Origin of the sequence: Rhodococcus sp. T9N (genome assembly GCF_024436645.1) — a bacterium.
GTDB lineage: Bacteria > Actinomycetota > Actinomycetes > Mycobacteriales > Mycobacteriaceae > Rhodococcus_F > Rhodococcus_F qingshengii.
In genome coordinates this window covers 57,922-74,779 of the sequence record NZ_JAMSKS010000012.1, presented here as the reverse complement: position 1 = coordinate 74,779, position 16,858 = coordinate 57,922, and the positions used below count along the sequence as shown (strand labels likewise).

Sequence of the window (16,858 nt, the reverse complement as noted above, 5' to 3'; positions counted from 1 at the left end):
ACGATGTGTGTGAAGGCCTTCGTCTGCACTACTGGTCAAGGCGTCCTGGTGTACACCGGATCGTCGAAGGATCGACGTTGCGTCACCCAGTCCGTGGACAGGATGTTCTCGATCACGTCTTCACGGGATTCGTCGAACACGACAATCCGATCGGCGATTCGCCATTCACCATGGCGCCTTTCGAACCTGTCGACGTAACGGCATTTGATCGTCGCAAGCGTCTGCACCGTATCCGTACCGGAACGCTCTTGCCGCAGAAAGCACAAACAGTACGACTCACACTGAGCGACATCGCCGTTGACGTCGATCAGTATGTTGGAAATGCAGTGAATCGACGAGTCGATCGTCTTGTGTCTGAGCTTCATGTCTTCGATCAGCCCGTCGACGGTTCCGATGTAACCGCCGTGGTTGTCTATCGCGTCGTCGAAGTAGCAGAGGGCCACGCTGTCGAAATCTTTCCGATCGACGGCCCGAGCGTAGCGATACAGAACTTCGGTGATTTCTTGCTTGTCAGCGAGGGACACGGTCAGGCTCCTGTTCTACCCGATGATCAATCAACCTGCAGTTCAACACCCTTGGTCTCCTTGATGAAGAAGACCGTGACGAGGGTGATCACCGCACAGAAGACGAAGTATCCAGCCGGAGCGAGAGAGTTACCGGTCAAGCTGATGAGATAGGTGGCGATGAAAGGCGCGGTGCCACCGAGGAACATGTTGGTGACGTTGTTACCCAATGCCAGACCGCTGTACCGCACAGATGCTTTCAGCATTTCGACATAGGTCACGTACGAAGCACCGTTGACAACGGAAACGCAGATGAAGAGCACTGACTGACCGACAACCGCCTGCCAGATGCCAGAACCGGCCATCATCATGAACATCGGGATTCCGAGAACCACTGCGGCGGCACTACCGGCGAACAGCACCGGCCGACGCCCGTACTTGTCTGCCATGTATCCCGAGATCGGCAACGTGATGACGCCGAGAACCAGTGCAAGAGAGGTGGAAAGGAAAGCAACGCGCGACGAATGACCGCCGGTGGTCTGCAGGTACGTCGCGGCATACACCGAGGCGATGTAGTAACCGCCGGTGATGAGTGCGCCCAGCAGGATGATCTTGACGACGCTGCCACCGGAGGTGCTGAGCAACTCACGGATGGGAAGCTTCTTGGTCTCACCCTTGTCCTGCAGTTCTTCGAACTGAGGAGTGTCTTCCATCTGGCTGCGGATCCAGATACCGATGCCACCGATCAGTAGGCTGAGCAGGAACGGGATACGCCAAGCCCATTCGAGGATCTGCTCTTGCGAGAACACCGACGTCAGGCCGAGGGCCATGAGCGAAGCTGCCAGCGAACCCAGGTAGGTGCCGGTATTGACCATCGAGGTCTGCGTCGCACGCCACCGTTTGGGAGCGGACTCGGAGACGAACGCGTTGGCGCCGCCGAGTTCACCGCCGGCCGCGAAGCCCTGCAGGCAACGAGCCAGAACCAGGATGGACGTCGCCCACACACCCAACGTGGCGTAAGTCGGCAGCAGGCCCATTCCGGCTGTCGCGAGAACCATCAGGAGGATGGTCCAGGACAGCGCGTTCTTGCGGCCGTACTTGTCGCCGATGTGGCCGAAGAAGATGCCGCCGGGCACGCGTAGGAAGAAGGCCACGGCGAATGCTGCAAAGGTACCGAGCAGTGCTGCGTTCGGGTCATGGGAAACGAAGAACAGCGCGGCGATCGTCGTGGCCATGTATCCGTAGATACCGAAGTCGTAGTACTCGACGACGGTACCGACGATGGCCGCGCGAATTACCTTCGTCGTCGACTGTCGTTCGGTTGCCACGCTGCTGCCCTCGGTGGATTCGGCTCTCGCCATGGTCTCATTCTCTGACATGTTGTTCCCTGCCTGGATTGGATACTGACTGGATTCGGTGCCGCGCAGACGTCGGACGTCAGGAGTGCGCGATGGAATGGACCGGTGCGCTCTCAGCGCTGGTCCTGGTGTAATTCGCCGCATTACGTCCCGCTACGCGGCCCATGGTCAAAGCGTTGGCAACCGCATTGCCGCCGCCCACGTATCTCAGTCCGAGGATTCCGGCGCCGGCCTCACCTGCGGCGTACAGACCCTCGATAGGTACTCCGGTGCTGCCGAGCACGGCCGCATCGGTGTTGATCTCCATTCCCGCATGCGTACAGACGAGCTCTGCCGGAAGGATTTTCGCGGCATAGAACGGAGCTGTCGCAATAGGATCCGGATTGCCGACGGCACCCTTGTTCCGCAACGTGCGATGGCGGAGGAAGTCGTCGTCGTGACCGCTGGGCAGTTGGTCGTTCCATCGACGCAGGGTTTGCGCCAACGTCGCAACCGGAACACCCGTAGCCACTGCGAGGTCTTCGATCGTGTCCGCACGAATCGTGCCACCGGCGGCAACTTCTTCCTCGATGCGTTCGGGATTCCAATCCGCATATCCTGGAGCCAGATTCACGCGAGCGTTCTCGTCGAAGATCATCCAACCGTATCCACCCTGATGGTCGATGATGCCGGTCGAGACCGCGTACGAGCTGTCCTCGTCCATGAAACGACGGCCGTCCTGGTTGACGTAGATCCGCGACTTCGGCGGAAAGCCGGCCTGCCAGTGGTGGAATCGCTGGAAGTAGACGGTGGGCAGCATCAGACCCCAGCCGTCGCCCGCCAGGGAAGCACCGAGGTCTTCGGCAAAACGAAGATGGTCTCCGCGGCTCCCCTCGGCTGCGACGACGAACAAGGCCTCTCCGGCCTTGTTCGCGTCCGGGAAGTGGCGTTCCACCAAACCCGGATCTTGCGCGAATCCACCGGAAGCAACAACGACGGCGCCCGCAGGCACCTCGATGTCGTCGGCGACAACACCGACAACCCGACCGTCTTCCTCGATCAGCTTCTGCACCCGAGTTCCGAAGATGACCTCGATCCCGTGCTTACGACGAGCCTTGTCCAGCACCTGAATCAGTCCGTATCCCTGATCCTTGGGCACGTGGCCGCGCCAGACGTCCTCGACGCCGGCTTGGGCGAGTCCCGGCTGGTGAGCGTTACCCGAGATCGTCGCGGGAATCTCGACGCCGAGTCCGATGAGCCATTCCAGTGTCGGACCGGCGTTTTCGCAGAACGCACGAATCAATCCGGGTGAGAGCATCCACTGGTTGAGGTCCATGTAGTGCTGGAAGAACTTCTCTGCCGAGTCGTCGACTCCGAGGCCGGCCTGCACGCTCGTTCCGGCGGCCGTGAAGATGCCGGCCGACAGCGCGGTGGATCCACCGAGTTCGGTTTCGGATTCGAACAGCAGAACGGATGCGCCTTCTTCAGCTGCCGACACCGCAGCGGCGAGACCTGCTCCGCCGCCACCGATGACAACGACGTCCCAGTGTTCGGTCATGAAAGTTCTCCAGTCTCCGCGATGATGCGGTGGTAAAGACCGTTCGACACCAACCCGCCGTCGACAGTGAGTTCCGTACCGGTGGTGTAGGTCGAACTGTTCGAGAGCAGGAACAGCACTGCTTCGGTGATCTCGTCGAGAGTTCCCATGCGTCCGAAGGGAACCGACTTCAGTGACGCGGCGACGAAGTCGTTCGCGCCGCCGAGCAGCGCCGTACCGACCAGTCCCGGGTGCACCGAGTTGACGCGAATCCCCCACTGCGCGAAGTTGCCTGCGGCCGACTTCGACAGACCGGTCAGACCCCACTTGCTCGACGAGTAAGCCGGAGAGAAGTATCCGATCTGACCGGCGATGGACGAGATGTTGACGATCGATCCGCCACCACTCTCGCGCATCAGCGGCGCCACCGCCTTCATACCGTAGAACGGGCCGAAGAGGTTGATCTTCATGGTCAGCTCCCAGATGTCGTTCGGGGTGTCCATGAATTCGAGCCGACGCGAGATACCGGCATTGTTGACCAGTCCGCCGAGTTCCCCACGGGTGGTGCGAATTTCGTCGACAACCCGGTCCCAGGCATCGGCATCGGTGACGTCGAGAAGATGAGCGGATGCCGATCCGCCTGCGGCGACGATGTCGTCGACCACGCCGGATGAATCCGAAACATCGGCAATGCAGACATGCGAACCGCGCGCGGCGAGAGTGCGCGCGTGATGCGCTCCCATCCCGGCAGCACCGCCGGTAACGAGAACGACGCCGGGATATGTCGTGGACTCAGACATGCCGCGAACCACCGTCCACCGCAATGCTGTGCCCGGTGACGTAACGCGCGCTGTCCGAGAGCAGGAACAGCAGCGGGCCGAAGACCTCTTCGGGCGAGCCCAGACGATGCAGTGGTACCGCGTCGAGTGCGTTCGCGAGCGCGATCGGATCTTCCTGGACCCACTTCGTCATCGCCGTGTCGATGTAGCCGGGTGCAATGGAGTTGACCCGAATACCCTTGTCGCCGAACTCCACTGCGAGAGACTCCGTGAGGTGCGCAACGGCAGCTTTCGACGTGCAGTATGCGCCTCTCCCCTTCCGCACACGCAGCGCAGACACCGAAGACATGTTGACGATGGCGCCGCCGGGACCGAGGTGACGTGCCGCCGCCTGAGCACCGTAGAGCACTCCTTCGACATTGACACTCAGCGTTGCGCCGATCTGCTCCGGGGTGATCTCCTCGGCCAGCGCAAACGGGAAGATACCCGCATTGTTGATCCAGAAATCGACCCGGCCGAACTCCTTCAACGCCAACTGCGCAAGCAATTCATGCTCGTCGGGCTTGGTGACGTCGACCCGAGCTCCGACGACGCGACCCGGCTTGTCCGCCAGTGCATTCGACTCCAGGTCCGTGTTGATTCGCGTGGCCGTGGCGAGCATCTGCTCTTCGTTGATGTCGGCGCCGACGACATGTACGCCACGTGTTGCCAGTCCTTCGGCGAACGTCGCACCCATTCCCTGGGCCGCACCGGTCACCACTGCGACCTTGCCTGCCAACTCCGGGTATACCGCCGACATCTGCGTCACTACGGTGCGGCCCGGGTTCGTCTGGTCAGAGCTTTCGGTCATGATGAACTTCTCCTACTGAATATTGTTGTGCAAGAAACATTTCGGTACTTCACGCGTGTTCGGACGCTCGGGGCGCGTCGTCACGGGAGACGGTGCGGCGGGCGATCTTCCACTCCTCACCGACCCGAACCACACGATCAGCGACAGTCGTCATCCGCACCAGTCGCGACTCGCCGCCGCGAGCGGTGGCAAAGATCTGCAGGTACCCGCGCACTGCCAGAGCACTCTCGTCCACCGCCTCGACGACGACATTGGTCAGAACGTGACGATGCACCTCGTCGGCAGCTTCCGCCGCAGCGTAGAAGCGAGCAGCAAAAGCCGCAAGGTCGTCGAAACCGACCACGGGTTCCGGATAACTGGGGGAATGAAACTCACCGCCTTCGGTGAATGTCTGCGCCCAATCCTGCTGGCGCCCAGAGTCTATGCAATGACTCTGGTAGCCGTACAGCTGATGGATTGCGACAACGTCCTCCGTTGCCACGACGCGGTAGTTGCTCATGAAGGTTCTCTCCGAACACGCTGCGCTGCATCCACCCGAAGGTTGTGCAGCTTCGTAAAGTGTGCGATAATCGCACACACTGTGCGATATGTTCAAAGCGTAGGTGGCATACCTCACAAACGTCAAGAAAGGGATTTGATGTCAGAGCTGAGCGAGGAACACCGACCGCGCAAAAGTGCAGTTCAAGTGGACTCGAGCATGTCGAAAACGCTGCACCACGGACTCGAGATCCTGGAACTCCTGACGTCCTATCCGCACGGCTTGTCGGTCACCGACATCGCCGACGGCGTGGGAGTCCACCGAACCGTCGCACATCGATTGATCCGCACACTCGAGGCTCATCACCTGTGCCGCAAGGACTCCTTCAAGCGCGTCACTCTCGGCGCCGGGCTGGTCACCCTCGCCGAACCGGTGGAACAAGATTTGCGCACCCTCGCTCGCCCGATTCTTCAAGAACTCGCCGAGGCCACCGAGGCGACCGCACACCTGGTGGTCCGCGAGAGCGACACCGAAGTGCGCGCCCTGATGGTGGTCGAACCGCGCAGCGCCAAAGTCCACGTCGCGTTCCACCCAGGGCAGGTTGATCCGATCGACCGCGGCTCCGCCGGGCTTTCCATCCTTGCCTCACTCCCGCCGACGAGTGGGGAACGAGAGGAAGTGACGGCTGCACGCGCACGCGGCTACGCAGTGACCGTCGGCGAAGTCATCCCGTCCGTCCTGGGGATATCGGCAGTGATTCCCGGCAGACGCCGCGACGCCATCTCCAGCCTCGGAATTTCCGTCTTCGACTCCGAGGACCAAGCAGCGCTGGGCGCCGAGGTCATGGCAGCTGCAAAGACCCTAGGCAGCATGTTGCGCTGATCCAGACGACAGGCTGATCCGAACACCAGTCGGGCCCCGGGAATACCCGGGGCTCGACTTTGTTGACTCCTGATGAGATAGTTGAACAATCAACTACCTGACTTCAGCTTCACGGACACGAGGAGTACGACATGCCTGCTGTGACAGTCGAGAACATCTTGGCCCTGCCCCGCCTCGACGAGCCGGCAGCGTCGGCAGTCGACCGCCCGGTCAAGAGCATCACCACCGCACCGGTCGGATACGAAGGTGAAGGCTTCCCCGTTCACCGCGCCTTCGCCGGCATCGACCTCTCCGCCCTCGACCCCTTCATCCACATGGACCAGATGGGTGAGGTCAACTACGCACCCGGCGAACCCAAGGGCACACCGTGGCACCCCCACCGCGGCTTCGAAACCGTGACCTACATGATCGACGGCATCATGGAGCACCAGGACTCCAACGGCGGCGGCGGCATTATCGGCGGCGGCGACACCCAGTGGATGACGGCGGGTGGCGGCATCCTCCACATCGAAACTCCGCCGGAACACCTCGTCGTCAGTGGCGGCCTGTTCCACGGTGTCCAGCTGTGGGTCAACCTGCCTCGCGACAACAAGATGGCAGCGCCGCGGTACCAGGACATCACCGGTAACAAGGTGGCGCTGCTCTCCTCCCCCGACGGCGGAGCCTTGGTACGCGTCATCGCCGGAGACATCGCCGGCCACGCCGGACCCGGTTCGACGTACACACCCATCGCGCTCTCCCACACGACTGTGGCCCCGGGTGCGAGCCTGACACTTCCGTGGAATCCCGAGTTCAACGCGATCGTCTACGTCCTCGCCGGCGAAGGCACCGTCGGGGCCGAGCGTCGGCCCATTCGTGCCGGACAGACAGCTGTCTTCGGACGTGGTGACTCCATCACCGTCGCCGCTTCCGATCGCCAGGATTCACGGACCGAATCCCTCGAGGTCTTCATCCTCGGCGGCAAGCCGATCCGCGAACCCATCGCGATGGCCGGGCCGTTCGTCATGAACACCAAGTCCGAGGTCATGCAGGCCTTCGAGGACTTCCAGGCCGGACGCCTGGGATCCATCCCGGCGGCACACGAGACGCTGAACTGACATGTCGTCGGTAGTCGTCCAACGAGCTGACGAACGTGCGCATCTCAACTACGGCTGGCTCACGGCGCGTCACAGTTTCCCCTTCGCCGGAAACTTCGATCACGCCGCGTACGCGCACGGACTTCTGTTGGTGAACAACGACGACATCATCGAAGCCGACTACGGTTTCGACACTCATCAGCACCGCGACACCGAGATCGTGACGTGGGTGCTCAGCGGATCTCTGGTTCACCAGGATTCCGCTGGGCACTCCGGGGTCATCCATCGCGGACTCGCGCAGAGAATGAGCGCCGGTACCGGAATCCTGCACTCCGAGCGCAACGATCGCTTCCGGGCCGACGGCTCACGTGTCACCGAGCCCGTTCACCTCGTCCAGATGTGGATACCCCCGGACGAATCCGGAGTGACTCCGAGCTATCAGGAACTCGACATCAACTCCGAACTCGACGGCGGTGGCCTGATCACCCTGGCGTCGGGGATGCCCGCGCATCGCGACCACAGCGCGATCAGCTTGCACAACAAACATGCGGCACTGCATGTTGCTCGCCTCGAGACCGGTGGGTCGGTATCTCTCCCGGATGCGCCGTACGTGCACGGCTTCATCGCCGGTGGCACTGTCGACGTCGAGGGAGTCGGATTGCTCGGTCCGGGAGATTCGTTGCGACTCAAGGATACTGGCGGTCAACGAGTCGAGGGAATCGGCGATGCGGAGATACTCGTGTGGGAGATGCACGCGTCGACGAACTGACGACACCACCGAGTACGCCCAATGTTCGGACTACACAGCAGGTTCGTCGTAGGGTGGATGCCGGTAGTGGCGGATCCCGATTGTGGTGGATCCCGGTGGTACAGAAGGAGGAGCCATGGCATCTGGTCGAGCACAGGCCCCACGGACGACACCGCACATCGATGTGCACCGCTCCGGCGATCGCTTGAAATCCCGCGTCTCCTGGCTGGATTCGAAACATTCGTTCTCGTTCGGACAGCACTACGATCCGGACAACACTCATCACGGATTGCTGCTCGTCAACAACGACGACACCGTACTGGCGGGAACCGGTTTCGACACCCATCCGCACAAGGACATGGAAATCGTGACCTGGGTGCTTCGCGGTTCGCTCGTGCACCAGGATTCCATCGGCCACACCGGCGTCATCTATCCGGGACTCGCCCAGCGCATGAGCGCCGGTACCGGAATCATGCACAGTGAGAAGAACGATTCGTGGCGTATCGGCGGCGAACAGCATTCCGACCCCGTGCATTTCATCCAGATGTGGGTGGTACCGGACGAAGGTGGACTGACCCCCGGTTACGAACAGCTCGAGATCGACGACGAACTGCTGCGCGGCGGTCTGATCCCGGTTGCCTCCGGAATGGAGCGCTACAAGGATCATTCGGCGATTCGCATCAACAACAAGAACGCCGCCATGCATGTCGCACGCATTCTGCCCGGCACCTCCGTGAATCTTCCGGGCGCACGGTTCCTGCACGTCTTCGTCGCGCAGGGCACTGCCGAGATGGAGGGCGTCGGCACACTGTACGAGGGCGATGCTGTCCGGTTGAGCGATTCGGGTGGCCAGCAGCTGACCTCCGACGCCGGGGCCGAAGTCCTCGTCTGGGAGATGCATTCACGCATCGGTGGTTGAGACCCGGTCTCGGCAGGACTCGGCGCGCTGGAGATACTCGACGGATGAGCATCGACAACTCCGCCGCGCCCGTCAAGAAGCTTGACCCACTCAACACATTGATGGGTGTGCGCGCCGTTTCGGTCGAGCCCGGGGACCTGGCCTTCGCGCAGGCCGTCGGCGAGCGATTCCACGATCACCGTGGCAAGACCGTGCTCGGTTCCATCGGCGTCATGATCGACGGTGCCATGGGTGGCGCGGTGTACTCGGGACTGACCTCGGGCCATCAGTCCGTGCTCGCGCAGGTCACGGTCAGTGCGGGCGCCGACATCCCCGACGTCGCGGACGTCGGTGCCACCGGAACACTCGTGCATCTCGACGACGGCGTCGGACTCGCATCCGGGCAACTTCGCGACGAGAACGGCACCCTTCTGGCAGTGATGGCCGGTCGCGCCATGGTGGTCTCGCGTCCCCCCGTCGTGGGAATCGACGACTACGTGGAGGGCGAGCCGCTGCCCGTCCCGACGCCGGAGAAGACAAGCAACCTGAGCGGGTTGTCCGGGTCCGACGTCGTCGAAGGAATCCGCGACGGCAGACTCGAACGCGGTCCACTCGCCGGACTCCTCGATCTTGCTGTCGTCGACGTGACCCCGGGTTCCGTCGTCGGCGAGTTCACACCCGTGGACTGGATGGCCAACCCGTTGGGCGCCGTTCAGGGCGGTGTCCTCATCTCGGCAGTCGACGCCATCACTGGCCTGTCTGCCCAGACCCTGACCAGCGTCGACCAGGACTATCGCGTCCTCGACCACAAGATCGACTTCCTGCGCTCACCCGACATCGGCGGGCCGGTCTTGCGCGCCGAGGCCTCCGTGATTCGTGCCGGGCGCAGGCTCGCGCTGATCGAAACTCGCATCGTCGACGCCGGCGGACAGGTCTATGTGCGGGCCACTTCGAGCATTCAGATGCTCTCCCAGCAAGTTCACAGCGGATAACCAGTTCCGCACCAGGTCGCCCGTCCACCATTGAGACAACAGCCCACACAATGGAGGTACAGCGGCGTGAACAAAGACATCGAAGCGAGCAGGCTGCGCGTGAGCCGTCGACGGGCCCTCGCTCTCGGCGGAACCATCAGTCTCGGCGGGCTCATCGCAGCCTGTTCCGGTAACAGTGGCACCGCCACGACGACTTCGGCCGCGGCTGCATCGACGACAACCACTTCCGGCGCTTCCGCAGCGGCCACGTCCGGCGATGCCGTCACCGCACTTCTGGCCAAAGCACCGCAGTGCGTCATGAGCAAGGAAGAGACACAGGGCCCCTACTGGTTCGACGTCGACTCCATTCGCGGCGACATCCGCGAAGACCGTCCGGGCACCACACTGCAGGTGGCAATGCGCGTGCAGGACAACAGCCAGTGCAACGTCGACGGCAGCATCGGCGCGGTCTCCAACGCCGTAGTCGAGATCTGGCACTGCGACGCCGGCGGCGTGTACTCCGGCTTCGAATCCGGTTCGCTGAGCGCCAACGGCGGCGGCGGTGGCGGCGGAACTCCCCCGGCCGGCGGGATGGGTGAACCTCCGTCAGGTGCACCCGGAGGCGGAATGGGCGGCGGCATGGGAGGGTCCGGTGAGACCTCCGACGGTTCGTACAGCGTCGGCGACACCGAAGCCACCACCACCGACGACGGCACCTATCTGCGCGGGGCGCAGACCACCGATGCAAACGGCATCGCACACTTCACCACGATCTTCCCCGGCTGGTACATGGGCCGCACCACCCACATCCACGTCAAGGTTCACATCGACAAGAAGACGGTCCTCACGTCGCAGACCTTCTTCGACGAGACCCTTCTCGACGAGGTGTACTCGCAGTCCCCGTACAGCGAGCACACCGGTCGTGAGAACAACACGAACAACGCCAGTGACGGCATCTACGACGACACCGGCCTCATGACCGTCGAAAAGCAGTCGGACGGGTCCTACCTCGCCGTCATCAACCTGGGTATCGACGCCTGAGGTAGGAGCCCGGTCAGCTGCCGACGTATACCGCGAGGTGCTTTCCGGTGAGTGTGGAGCCGTCGGCGACGAGCTCCTCGGGAGTGCCCTCGAAGACGATCCGACCGCCGTCGTGACCGGCACCAGGGCCGAGGTCGATGATCCAGTCTGCGTGTGCCATCACCGCTTGGTGGTGCTCGATCACGATGACTGACTTACCGGAATCGACCAGTCGATCGAGCAGGCCGAGCAACTGCTCGACGTCGGCCAGGTGCAGTCCGGTGGTCGGCTCGTCGAGGACGTACACGCCGCCCTTCTCACCCAGGTGGGTTGCCAGCTTGATGCGCTGACGCTCACCGCCCGACAGCGTCGTCAATGGCTGGCCGATCGTGAGGTATCCGAGCCCCACGTCGACCAGTCGGACGAGGATCTTGTGCGCAGCGAGGGTCTTGGCCTCACCCTCGCCGAAGAACTCCTCGGCCTCGGCCACCGACATCGTGAGAACCTCGTTGATGTCCTTGCCACCGAATTTGTATTCGAGTACCTCGGCTTGGAAGCGCTTGCCCTCGCACTCCTCGCAGAGAGTGGCAACGCCGGCCATCATCGCCAGGTCGCTGTAGATGACGCCGTTGCCGTTGCACGTCGGGCAGGCACCCTCGGAGTTGGCACTGAACAGCGCCGGCTTCACGCCGTTGGCCTTCGCGAATGCCTTGCGGATCGGGTCGAGCAGCCCGGTGTACGTTGCCGGGTTGCTCCGGCGCGAGCCACGGATCGCACTCTGATCGACCGACACCACGTCTTCGCGTTTCGCGAGCGAGCCGTGGATCAGCGAACTCTTGCCCGACCCGGCGACACCGGTGACCACGACCAGGACGCCGAGCGGTACGTCGACGTCGACGTCCTGCAGGTTGTGTGCGTTCGCTCCACGAATCTCGATTGCCCCGGTGGACTCGCGAACGGTCTCCTTGATTGCGGCCCGGTCGTCGAAGTGACGGCCGGTGACGGTGTCGCTGGCACGCAAACCGTCGACGGTGCCCTCGAAGCAGACGTTTCCGCCGGCGCTACCCGCACCCGGACCGAGGTCGACGATGTGGTCGGCGATCACGATCGTCTCCGGCTTGTGCTCGACCACGAGCACGGTGTTGCCCTTGTCGCGCAGGCGCAGCAGTAGGTCGTTCATCCTCGCGATGTCGTGCGGATGCAGGCCGGTAGTGGGCTCGTCGAAAACATACGTGATGTCGGTGAGCGAGGAACCCAGGTGACGAATCATCTTGGTGCGCTGAGCTTCACCGCCGGAGAGGGTTCCCGACGGCCGATCGAGACTGAGGTAGCCGAGTCCGATCTCCACGAACGAGTCGAGCGTTTCACCGAGCGTCGTGAGCAACGGCGCGACCGAAGGCTCCTTCAGTCCGCTGACCCATTCCGCGAGATCGCTGATCTGCATCGAGCAGGCGTCGGCGATGTTGACGCCCTTGATCTTCGACGACCGCGCCCCCTCGCTCAGTCGCGTCCCGTCGCACTCGGGGCAGGTGGTGAACGTGATCGCCCGCTCGACGAAAGCCCGGATGTGGGGCTGCATCGCGTCGACGTCCTTGGCCAGGAACGACTTCTGAATCTGCGGAATCAGACCCGTGTACGTCAGGTTGATGCCTTCGACCTTGATCTTGGTCGGCTCTTTGTAGAGCAGATCGTTCAGTTCCTTCTTGGTGTACTTCTTGATCGGCTTGTCGGGATCGAAGAAACCGCAGCCGCGGTAGATCCGGCCGTACCAACCCTCCATGCTGTAGCCGGGGACCGTGATCGCACTCTCGTTGAGCGACTTGGTGTCGTCGTACAACGCGGTCAGATCGAAATCGTTGACCGCCGCTCGTCCCTCACACCGCGGACACATGCCGCCGGTGATCTTGAAGCTGCGACGCTCTTTCGTCTGACGTCCGCCGCGTTCCATCGTGACCGCGCCTGCTCCGGAGATCGAGGCCACGTTGAACGAAAACGCCTGAGGCGAACCGATGTGAGGCTTTCCGAGACGGCTGAACAGGATGCGGAGCATCGCGTTGGCGTCGGTGGCGGTTCCGACGGTCGAGCGCGGGTCGACTCCCATCCGCTGCTGATCGACGATGATCGCGGTGGTCAGGCCGTCGAGAACATCGACGTCCGGCCGCGCGAGCGTCGGCATGAATCCTTGAACGAAAGCGCTGTAGGTCTCGTTGATCATCCGCTGCGATTCCGCGGCGATCGTACTGAACACCAGCGAACTCTTCCCCGAACCGGAGACGCCGGTGAATACCGTCAGCCTCCGCTTCGGGATCTCGACACTGATGTCTTCGAGGTTGTTCACCCGCGCGCCTTGCACGCGGATCAAATCGTGGCTGTCTGCGGTGTGCAAGGCAGTCATCGTGTCTCCATCTGTCAGTCGATCGCCGACGGTCTCAGCGCAGTTGACGGGCTCAGCGCAGTTCTTGAATACGGATCAGGTTTCCCGCTGGGTCCCGGACGGCGCAATCGCGAACGCCGTACGGCTGCTCGGTCGGTTCCTGGACGACGTCGATGTCGCCGGCCTGAAGCCGCTCGAACGTGTCGTCCAGATCTTTGGTGGCCAGGAGAAGTCCGCCGTAAGTGCCCTTGGCCATCATCTCGATGATGGTGCGGCGCTCCTCGTCGGTGATTCCGGGATCGACGGCCGGCGGATGCAGCACGATGGAGGTGCCGGGCTGGCCGGGCGGCCCCACCGTGATCCAACGCATCCCGTCGTAGCCGACGTCGTTGCGAACCTCGAAGCCGAGCGTGTCGCGATAGAAGTTCAGGGCGGCTTCAGGGTCGTCCTGCGGAAGGAAACTCGAGTGAATGGTGATGTCCATGGCGATCACGTTAATTGCGGCTGCGCGGTCTGCGCTTCTCGATTCCTGATCGGTCTGGTGACTTGTTTGGACACGCAGGACGGCATTCCTGCCGTCGACTGCTCGGCCTCGCGCCGATAGACACTGGGCGGAACCCCCACCAATTCGGTGAACTTGCTGCTGAAAGTGCCGAGAGAGCTGCAACCGACCTCGAAGCAGACGTCCGTGACACTGAGATCTCCGCGCCGCAGTAACGCCATCGCTCGCTCGATTCGCCTGGTCATCAGGTAGGCGTACGGCGGTTCTCCGTATGCCTGACGGAATTGGCGACTGAGATGCCCCGCAGACATGTTCACTCCCCGCGCGAGCGCCTCCACGTCCAGAGGCCGCGCGTACTCCCGGTCGATACGGTCTCGCACACGTCGTAGTCGCGCGAGGTCCTGCAGGTGCGGATCTGCGGCAGGTCTGCTGGTCACGTATTCGATCGTGCCATGCCATACCGACGTTGCCCAGCACAAGAGATGAACTCGGCGTGGAGCGATCGCGCACACACCGAGCAGTTCGTCATGATCGTGTAAGGATGGAGAAATGACCACGGCTCATCGCTCAGGCATCGACCTCACCCACCTCGACGGCGACACACGGGCGCAGGACGATCTGTTCGTCCACGTCAACGGAAAATGGCTCGCCGAATACGAGATTCCGGCAGACCGCGCAGTCGACGGGGCCTTCCGGACGCTCTACGACAAGGCCGAAGAAGACGTACAGACCATCATCACTGAAGCCGCGGAGTCCAACTCGGCCGCCGGTACCGATGCACAGCGCATCGGCGACCTGTACTCGAGCTTCATGGACGCCGACGCCGTGGAGGCCGCAGGCCTCGGCCCCATCGACGACGAGCTCGACGCCGTCGCCGATGCGCCGGACCGGTCGTCGCTGGCCACCGTGATCGGACGCCACCAGCGCGTCGGCGTCGGCGGTGCCATCTCGCATTACGTCGACACCGATGCCAAGAACTCCGAGCGGTACCTGATCCACTTCAGCCAGTCGGGAATCAGCCTCCCCGACGAGTCGTACTACCGCGAGGACAACTACGCGGAGATCCGCGAGAAGTACGTCGCGCACATCGACAAGATGTTCACCCTCGCCGGCGTCGGCTACGACGCCCAGCGTGTGTTCGAGCTCGAGAAGAAGATCGCGGCCGGGCATTGGGACGTCGTCAAGCGTCGTGACGCAGATTTGAGTTACAACCTGGTGGGCTTCGAGGAACTGACCGAGCAGAACCCCGGTTTGGACTGGGCGGCATGGCTGTCCGGTCTCGGCGCCGATTCGGAGAAGTTCGCCGAGATCGTGGTCCGCCAGCCCGAATTCCTGCACACCTTCACCGCACTCTGGGCGTCGGAGTCACTGGACGACTGGAAGGCATGGGCGGCGTGGAAGGTGCTTCATGCCCGCTCCCCTTACCTGCATTCGGCCCTGGTCGACGAGACTTTCGCTTTCTACGGCACCACACTGTCCGGGACCGAAGAGAACCGTGAGCGCTGGAAGCGCGGGGTAAGCCTGGTCCAGGATCTGCTCGGCGAGGCAGTCGGCAAGCTCTACGTCGATCGACACTTCCCCGCAGAGGCGAAGACCCGCATGCTGGAACTGGTCGCAAACCTGCAGGAGGCGTACCGCCGCAACATCTCCGACCTCGAGTGGATGAGCCCGCAGACTCGTGAGGCTGCATTGGCCAAGCTCGAGAAGTTCACCCCGAAGATCGGTTACCCCGACAAGTGGCGCGACTACGCCGGACTCGAGATCTCGGCAACCGACCTGGTGGGCAACTACCGTCGCGGATACGCCGCCGAGTACGACCGTGACCTGGCCAAGCTGGGCGGCCCCGTCGACCGTGACGAGTGGTTCATGACACCGCAGACCGTCAACGCCTACTACAACCCGGGCATGAACGAAATCGTCTTCCCCGCAGCCATTCTCCAGCCGCCGTTCTTCGACGCGGCAGCCGACGACGCTGCCAACTACGGCGGCATCGGCGCCGTCATCGGCCACGAGATCGGTCACGGATTCGACGATCAGGGCGCCAAGTACGACGGCGACGGCAACATGGTCGACTGGTGGACCGACGAGGACCGCAGCGAATTCGGCAAGCGCACAAAGGCTCTCATCGAGCAGTACAACGAGTTCGAGCCCAAGGAACTGCCGGGCCACCACGTCAACGGCGAGTTCACGATCGGCGAGAACATCGGCGACCTCGGCGGGCTGTCGATCGCGATCGCGGCGTACAAGATCGCGACCGAAGGTACCGAACCTCCGGTCATCGACGGACTCACCGGCTTGCAGCGCGTGTTCTTCGGGTGGGCGCAGGTATGGCGCACGAAGGCCCGTGAGGCCGAAGCGCTTCGCCGTCTGGCCGTCGACCCGCACTCGCCGCCGGAGTTCCGGTGCAACGGCGTCGTCCGCAACCTCGACACGTTCCACGAGGAGTTCGACGTCAAGCCCGGTGACGCACTGTATTTGGAGCCGGAGAAGCGTGTGAAGATCTGGTAGCAGGGGCAAGCCCCTGTGCGCGCTTAGGGACCCCCTGGACTCCCTGAGCGCGCACGGGGCCGAAGGCCTACCGGGCGTACATGATCACCCCGACGCCGACCAGACAGATCAGCGCACCGGCGATGTCGAAACGATCCGGGCGGAATCCGTCCATCACCACCGCCCACAGCAGTGAACCTGCGACGAAGATCCCGCCGTACGCGGCGAGGATGCGCCCGAAGTTCGCATCGGGTTGCATGGTGGCCACCAGACCGTAGAGGCCGAGCGAGATGACGCCGAGCCCCACCCAGATCCATCCCTTGTGCTCGCGAATTCCCTGCCACACCAACCACGCGCCCCCGATTTCGAGCAGCGCGGCGAGTACGAACAGCAACAGCGAACGTGCGACGGTCATG

At 62.8% G+C, this 16,858-nt stretch carries 17 protein-coding genes; 7 read left to right on the top strand and 10 right to left on the bottom strand.

The annotated features are described in order from the left end of the window. Positions 1 to 35: 35 nt before the first annotated feature. The 6 genes from M1L53_RS19615 to M1L53_RS19590 form a co-directional block, all read right to left on the bottom strand. Positions 36 to 524: a nuclear transport factor 2 family protein gene (locus M1L53_RS19615; protein ID WP_030535188.1), complete on the bottom strand. Its 489-nt coding sequence runs from the start codon at positions 522 to 524 to the stop codon at positions 36 to 38. A gap of 26 nt (positions 525 to 550) precedes the next feature. After that, positions 551 to 1,864 (bottom strand): MFS transporter, encoded by a 1,314-nt coding sequence (locus tag M1L53_RS19610; protein ID WP_007731424.1) that lies wholly within the window; start codon positions 1,862 to 1,864, stop codon positions 551 to 553. Between the two features lie 76 nt (positions 1,865 to 1,940). Next, positions 1,941 to 3,398: an FAD-dependent oxidoreductase gene (locus tag M1L53_RS19605; protein WP_050654819.1), complete on the bottom strand. Its 1,458-nt coding sequence runs from the start codon at positions 3,396 to 3,398 to the stop codon at positions 1,941 to 1,943. Next, positions 3,395 to 4,177: an SDR family NAD(P)-dependent oxidoreductase gene (locus tag M1L53_RS19600; RefSeq protein ID WP_037128614.1), complete on the bottom strand. Its 783-nt coding sequence runs from the start codon at positions 4,175 to 4,177 to the stop codon at positions 3,395 to 3,397. Before M1L53_RS19600 ends, M1L53_RS19605 begins: the two co-directional genes overlap by 4 nt. Continuing rightward, complete coding sequence (locus M1L53_RS19595; protein WP_003939904.1) at positions 4,170 to 5,006, bottom strand: SDR family NAD(P)-dependent oxidoreductase; 837 nt, start codon at positions 5,004 to 5,006, stop codon at positions 4,170 to 4,172. The genes M1L53_RS19600 and M1L53_RS19595 overlap by 8 nt, the downstream gene beginning before the upstream one ends. A gap of 49 nt (positions 5,007 to 5,055) precedes the next feature. Next, complete coding sequence (locus M1L53_RS19590; RefSeq protein WP_003940054.1) at positions 5,056 to 5,505, bottom strand: nuclear transport factor 2 family protein; 450 nt, start codon at positions 5,503 to 5,505, stop codon at positions 5,056 to 5,058. A gap of 138 nt (positions 5,506 to 5,643) precedes the next feature. Here M1L53_RS19590 and M1L53_RS19585 point away from each other — a divergent pair, with 138 nt between their 5' ends. From M1L53_RS19585 to M1L53_RS19560, 6 genes are all read left to right on the top strand, one after another. Then, positions 5,644 to 6,366, top strand: a complete 723-nt coding sequence (locus M1L53_RS19585; protein ID WP_003939719.1) for an IclR family transcriptional regulator — start codon at positions 5,644 to 5,646, stop codon at positions 6,364 to 6,366. 131 nt (positions 6,367 to 6,497) lie between these two features. Further along, complete coding sequence (locus M1L53_RS19580) at positions 6,498 to 7,463, top strand: pirin family protein (protein ID WP_050654820.1); 966 nt, start codon at positions 6,498 to 6,500, stop codon at positions 7,461 to 7,463. Between the two features lies 1 nt (position 7,464). Further along, positions 7,465 to 8,211, top strand: coding sequence for a pirin family protein (locus tag M1L53_RS19575; protein ID WP_003939960.1), 747 nt, complete (start codon positions 7,465 to 7,467; stop codon positions 8,209 to 8,211). Between the two features lie 115 nt (positions 8,212 to 8,326). After that, positions 8,327 to 9,109 (top strand): pirin-like bicupin family protein, encoded by a 783-nt coding sequence (locus M1L53_RS19570; protein ID WP_003940511.1) that lies wholly within the window; start codon positions 8,327 to 8,329, stop codon positions 9,107 to 9,109. Between the two features lie 44 nt (positions 9,110 to 9,153). Continuing rightward, positions 9,154 to 10,080, top strand: coding sequence for a PaaI family thioesterase (locus M1L53_RS19565; protein ID WP_050654821.1), 927 nt, complete (start codon positions 9,154 to 9,156; stop codon positions 10,078 to 10,080). Positions 10,081 to 10,146: 66 nt separating this feature from the next. After that, the gene (locus M1L53_RS19560) at positions 10,147 to 11,100 is read left to right on the top strand and encodes an intradiol ring-cleavage dioxygenase (protein WP_050654822.1); all 954 of its coding nucleotides are present in this window, start codon (positions 10,147 to 10,149) and stop codon (positions 11,098 to 11,100) included. Between the two features lie 13 nt (positions 11,101 to 11,113). Here M1L53_RS19560 and M1L53_RS19555 read toward each other — a convergent pair whose 3' ends face one another. Genes M1L53_RS19555 through M1L53_RS19545 form a run of 3 tightly spaced genes read right to left on the bottom strand, consistent with a single transcriptional unit; the run spans position 11,114 to position 14,392 of the window. Continuing rightward, complete coding sequence (locus M1L53_RS19555; protein WP_050654823.1) at positions 11,114 to 13,474, bottom strand: excinuclease ABC subunit UvrA; 2,361 nt, start codon at positions 13,472 to 13,474, stop codon at positions 11,114 to 11,116. A gap of 52 nt (positions 13,475 to 13,526) precedes the next feature. Further along, the gene (locus tag M1L53_RS19550; protein WP_003940539.1) at positions 13,527 to 13,937 is read right to left on the bottom strand and encodes a VOC family protein; all 411 of its coding nucleotides are present in this window, start codon (positions 13,935 to 13,937) and stop codon (positions 13,527 to 13,529) included. Between the two features lie 5 nt (positions 13,938 to 13,942). Beyond that, a complete protein-coding gene (locus M1L53_RS19545) occupies positions 13,943 to 14,392 on the bottom strand; it encodes a helix-turn-helix transcriptional regulator (RefSeq protein WP_030535180.1) in 450 nt (149 codons plus the stop codon). Between the two features lie 112 nt (positions 14,393 to 14,504). Here M1L53_RS19545 and M1L53_RS19540 point away from each other — a divergent pair, with 112 nt between their 5' ends. After that, positions 14,505 to 16,463, top strand: coding sequence for a M13 family metallopeptidase (locus tag M1L53_RS19540; RefSeq protein WP_007731407.1), 1,959 nt, complete (start codon positions 14,505 to 14,507; stop codon positions 16,461 to 16,463). 67 nt (positions 16,464 to 16,530) lie between these two features. Here the strand turns inward: M1L53_RS19540 and M1L53_RS19535 are convergent, their stop codons facing one another. Then, a complete protein-coding gene (locus tag M1L53_RS19535; RefSeq protein WP_003940244.1) occupies positions 16,531 to 16,857 on the bottom strand; it encodes a YnfA family protein in 327 nt (108 codons plus the stop codon). Position 16,858 lies beyond the last annotated feature (1 nt).